The sequence below is a fragment of the Nocardioides sp. genome, assembly GCF_041600255.1.
Taxonomy (GTDB): Bacteria; Actinomycetota; Actinomycetes; order Propionibacteriales; family Nocardioidaceae; genus Nocardioides.
On the sequence record NZ_JBFIKK010000186.1, the window covers coordinates 1 to 4,719 of the forward strand.

Sequence of the window (4,719 nt, forward strand, 5' to 3'; positions counted from 1 at the left end):
CGACCTGGCCCCTGACGACCTGGCCCCGGACGACGTGCCGGGCCGGAGACTGCGGCTGCCCTACCGAGCCGATGCGCCGTTCGGCTTCGTCCACCTGCCCGACCTCGGTGAGGCCGCGGCTCGGGTGCTGCTGGAGGAGGGCCACGACGCGGCGACCTACCAGCTGGCGTCGTTCGCGGGCTCCGTCGGCGAGGTCGCCGCACTGGCGGGGGTCACCGTCGAGCAGATCTCGCCCGAGGAGTGGGCCTCGCACGAGGGAACAGGTCTCGAGGACCGAGTGCGTTCGTGGCTGATGGCGATGTTCGCGTCGTACCAGCGAGGCGGGTTGCCGGTGCCGACCTCGGACATGTCCCGCCTGCTGGGCCGGCCACCCACCACGATGCGTCAGGCGGTCGCCGCCGCCCGTGCCCCGATCGGCGAGGATTGAGCGATGCACAGTGACGCACCCACGCCCGAGGCGTACCTCGCCGAGCTCCCCGACGAGCGCCGTGCCGCGATCAGCCGCGTCCGCGACGTCGTCAACGAGCACCTGCCGGACGGCTACGCCGAGCAGATCGAGTGGGGGATGATCAGCTGGGTCGTGCCGCTGAGCCGCTGTCCGAAGACCTACAACGGCAAACCGCTGGCCTACATCTCCCTCGCCTCCCAGAAGAACCACATGGCGCTCTACCTGATGGGGCTCTACTCCGACGACGCAGCCCTGGCCTGGCTCCGCCAGGAGTACGCCGAGCGTGGCCTGCGTCTCGACATGGGCAAGTCCTGTCTGCGGTTCCGGAAGCTCGAGGACCTGCCGCTGGACGTGATCGGGCAGGTCGTGGCGATGGTCGGCGTGGACGAGCTCATCTCACGTCACGAGACGGTTCACCGGCGCTGACCGCTCCCCGGGGCCGGGCGTCCTTGTGTGGGCTCCCCGGCAGGCGCATGCTGGACGTATCTTTACCTGGGAGGGTGAGCGCCATGGAGACCCTGGACGTCTTCCGCAGTTCCGTCCTGTACACCCACGAAGAGCTCGCGACGCGCCTCGAGGAGGCGAGCGCGATGGCGTCGCCCCCCGGGCAGCCCCGCAAGGGATACGAGGACGTCGACACCTTTCTGGCGGCGGCCAGCAAGCACCTCAACGCGGTGGATGCCGTCTTCCTGCCCGAGGTCAGGTCACAAGTCCCCCACGGTGTCAGGTACGTGCGCGAGTACCTCGCCGTGGCCCGTGGTCTCGAGCTCGCGCTGAACCACGTCAAGGCACGCGCCTACGGCTCGGTCTTCCAGATGGGACGACCGTGGAGCGAGGTCTGGGCGGAGGTGCAGGAGGCGCTGGACGTCCAGCGCCGCAGCGAGTTCATGCTCGCCGAGCGGATCGCCCTGGTCCTCGACGAGACCGAGATCGTACGGCTGGCGGATCGGCTGCACGCGGCCGAGCGCGCCGCGCCCACGCGTCCGCACCCGTACCTGCCGCACACCGGCGTGGCCGGTCGGGTGGCCCGCCGGGTCGTCCACACGGTCGACTCGTTCTGGGACACGGTGGAGGGGCGGATGATCCCCGAGCCGGTCCGCCCACCGCACGCTGCGCCGGGCCCGCTCACGCAGTACCTGCTGGCGGATCCGCACTTCGTCGACGAGGACGAGGACGAGGGCGCGGACGAGCGCGCGGGCAGCGAGCCGCTCGCGGCCAGGGGCGCCTGAGCCACCCAGGTCGTCGGCTCAGCTGCTGCTGGGCTGGGGGAGCTGGGGGAGCAGCCAGTTGAGGAACGCGGACTGGCTGCGGGTCTGGACGTAGATGCGTCCCGGTCCGGTCAGGTCGCAGACCAGTCCCTCGCCGGAGAAGAGGGTCGACTTCCAGCCGCCCACCTTGCGCACCTGGTAGGTCACGCTCTCGGTCCAGGCCACCATGTGGCCGGTGTCGACGGTGTAGCTCTGACCGGCCTGCAGGTCGATCGCGTGGATCGCGCCGTAGCTGGAGAGCAGGAGGTTGCCGTGCCCGCTGATCCGGAGCACGAACAGCCCCTCACTCGAGAAGAAGGTCTTCCCGCCGCCCCACTTCGTGTCGACCTCGATCCCGCTGGACGAGGCGAGGAACGAGCCCGACTGCACGAAGAGGGTGTTGCCCTCCAGCGGCCAGGCCACCACGTCGCCGGAGAGCGCCGGAGCCAGGTAGAGCTCGGCGCCGGCGGCCTGGGCGGTGAAGGTGTTCATGAAGAACGACTCGCCGCCGAGGACCGCTCGGCGCAGGCCCTTGAGGACGCCTCCCTGGGTGGAGGTCTCCATGGTGAGGCCGGGCGACATGGCGAGCATCGCACCGGACTCGGCACGGACGGACTCGCCGGCCTCGAGGGTCAGCTTCGCGGCGGCGTACGCGGGACTGTAGAGGATCTCGGTCTGCATCTGGGCTCCCTCGGCTGCGGCCTCGTCCGGGCCGGACATGTCGGAGCCTAGCGGCGCGCAGGCCGATCGGCGGAGCATCGTCGACGGAGCGATGTTCGGCAACACCTGCCCACCGCAGGGCGGTGCGTTGGTCGTAGTTGCTGGTGTTCGCCGGGGGAGGGGTCACCTAGGTTCGAGGGCATGAGGGTCCTGCTGGCACTGGGTGGCAACGCCATGACCAACGCCGAGGGGCGTGCCCGCGTCGAGGACCAGGTCGCCGCCGCCGGTGTCGCGATGGAGGCGGTGGCCGACCTGATCGCCGAGGGGTTCGACGTCGTCGTCACCCATGGCAACGGCCCCCAGGTGGGCAACCTGCTCGTCAAGAACGAGGTGGCGGCTGCCGTCGTGCCGCCCGTCCCGCTGGACTGGTGCGGCGCCCAGACCCAGGCCACCCTCGGCTTCGTGCTGATGAACGCCCTCGAGGCGTCGCTGGCGCGGCGCCACCTCGACCGGCGTACGGCGACCGTCGTCACCCGGGCCCGGGTCGCTGCCGACGACGAGGGGTTCCGCACGCCCAGCAAGCCGATCGGCCGGTTCCTGCCGGCGGACGAGGCGCACCTGCTCGTCGAGCACGGCGAGACCTGGCAGGACCGGGGGGAGAAGGGCTGGCGCCGCGTGGTGGCCTCCCCGGAGCCGCTGGAGATCCTGGACGCCCCGGCCGTGCGGGCGCTGGTGGAGGCGGGCTTCGTGGTCGTCGCGAACGGCGGTGGCGGGATCCCCGTGGTGCGGGCCGAGGACGGCTCCGTGCACGGGGTGGAGGCCGTGATCGACAAGGACCTCGGCGCCGCCCTGCTCGCCGAGACCGTCGAGGCCGAGGTGCTGGTGATCGGCACGGACGTCTCGCATGCCGTCCTCCGCTTCGGACAGCCCGATGCCGAGAACGTCGAGACGGTCACCGTCTCCGAGCTCCGGGCGCTGGCCGCCGAGGGCCATTTCGCCAGCGGCTCGATGGGCCCGAAGGTCGAGGCGGCCTGCCGCTTCGTCGAGGCCGGTGGGTCTCGTGCCGTGATCACCGATCTCCCGAACCTCGTCGCCGCCGTGACCAGCCCGCCGGGCCAGGGCGTCGGCACTCTCGTCGTCCCCGACTGACCACCGCACCCAGGAGGAACCCATGCCCGACGCCATCGAAGTACGCAAGGTCCCGATCCACTCGGTCGCCGACGCCTCCGAGCTCGCGAAGCTGATCGACGACGGGGTGATGGCAGCCGACCGCGTGATCGCGATCATCGGCAAGACCGAGGGCAACGGCGGTGTCAACGACTACACCCGGATCATCTCCGACCGGGCGTTCCGCGAGGTGCTGGTCGAGAAGGGGGCACCCGCCGAGCAGGTCAAGCAGGTGCCGATCGTCTGGTCCGGGGGCACCGACGGTGTGATCAGCCCGCACGCGACGATTTTCGCCACCGTGCCGCCCGAGGACGTCGTACCGACCGACGAGCCGCGGTTGACCGTCGGTTTCGCGATGAGCGAGCAACTGCTGCCCGAGGACATCGGCCGAGTGGCGATGGTCGCCAAGGTCGCGGATGCCGTGAAGGTCGCGATGGAGAAGGCGGGCATCACCGATGTCGCGGACGTCCACTACGTGCAGACCAAGACGCCGCTGCTCACCGTGCACACGATCCGCGACGCCAAGTCCCGCGGCAAGACGGTGTGGACCGAGCACACCCACGAGTCGATGGACCTCTCCAACGGCTGCACCGCGCTCGGGATCGCGGTCGCCCTCGGCGAGATCGAGATGCCGACCGATGCGGACGTGATGCACGACCGGTCGCTGTACTCCGCGGTCGCGTCATGTTCCTCGGGCGTCGAGCTCGACGTCGCCCAGATCGTCGTGGTCGGCAACGCCCGCGGCGTCGGTGGGCGCTACCGGGTCGGCCACTCGGTGATGAAGGACGCCCTCGACGCCGACGGGATCTGGGAGGCGATCCGCTCCGCCGGGCTCGACCTGCCCGAACGCCCCCACCCCTCCGACCTGGACGGTCGACTCGTCAACGTCTTCCTCAAGTGCGAGGTCTCGCAGGACGGCACCGTGCGCGGACGTCGCAACGCGATGCTCGACGACTCCGACGTGCACTGGCACCGCCAGATCAAGGCCGCGGTCGGCGGCGTCACGGCGGCCGTCACCGGCGACCCGGCCGTCTTCGTGTCCGTCTCCGCGGCCCACCAGGGCCCCGACGGCGGCGGCCCGGTGGCGGCCATCGTCGACCTCGGCTGACCTGCCACTTGTGGTTGCCCACAGGCCGCTGACCTGCCACTTGTGGTTGCCCACAGACCGCTGACCTGCCACTTTCGGTTGCACCCCCC

Annotated in this window: 6 protein-coding genes; 5 read left to right on the forward strand and 1 reads right to left on the reverse strand. The window is 70.7% G+C overall.

From position 1 onward, the window contains the following. From ABZE72_RS15765 to ABZE72_RS15775, 3 genes are all read left to right on the forward strand, one after another. Nucleotides 1–427 (forward strand): hypothetical protein (locus tag ABZE72_RS15765; protein WP_372729986.1); only part of this gene is annotated, 427 nt, incomplete at its 5' end. 3 nt (nt 428–430) lie between these two features. Further along, entirely contained in the window at nt 431–874 is a 444-nt protein-coding gene (locus tag ABZE72_RS15770) for a DUF1801 domain-containing protein (RefSeq protein WP_372729987.1), read from the forward strand. Between the two features lie 83 nt (nt 875–957). Then, a complete protein-coding gene (locus ABZE72_RS15775; protein ID WP_372729988.1) occupies nt 958–1,677 on the forward strand; it encodes a hypothetical protein in 720 nt (239 codons plus the stop codon). 18 nt (nt 1,678–1,695) lie between these two features. Here ABZE72_RS15775 and ABZE72_RS15780 read toward each other — a convergent pair whose 3' ends face one another. After that, the gene (locus ABZE72_RS15780; RefSeq protein ID WP_372729989.1) at nt 1,696–2,415 is read right to left on the reverse strand and encodes a TIGR00266 family protein; all 720 of its coding nucleotides are present in this window, start codon (nt 2,413–2,415) and stop codon (nt 1,696–1,698) included. Nucleotides 2,416–2,556: 141 nt separating this feature from the next. On the opposite strand from ABZE72_RS15780, the gene ABZE72_RS15785 reads away from it, so the two are divergent. Then, nucleotides 2,557–3,504: a carbamate kinase gene (locus ABZE72_RS15785; RefSeq protein WP_372729990.1), complete on the forward strand. Its 948-nt coding sequence runs from the start codon at nt 2,557–2,559 to the stop codon at nt 3,502–3,504. Between the two features lie 22 nt (nt 3,505–3,526). Continuing rightward, a complete protein-coding gene (locus ABZE72_RS15790; protein ID WP_372729991.1) occupies nt 3,527–4,630 on the forward strand; it encodes a ring-opening amidohydrolase in 1,104 nt (367 codons plus the stop codon). Nucleotides 4,631–4,719 lie beyond the last annotated feature (89 nt).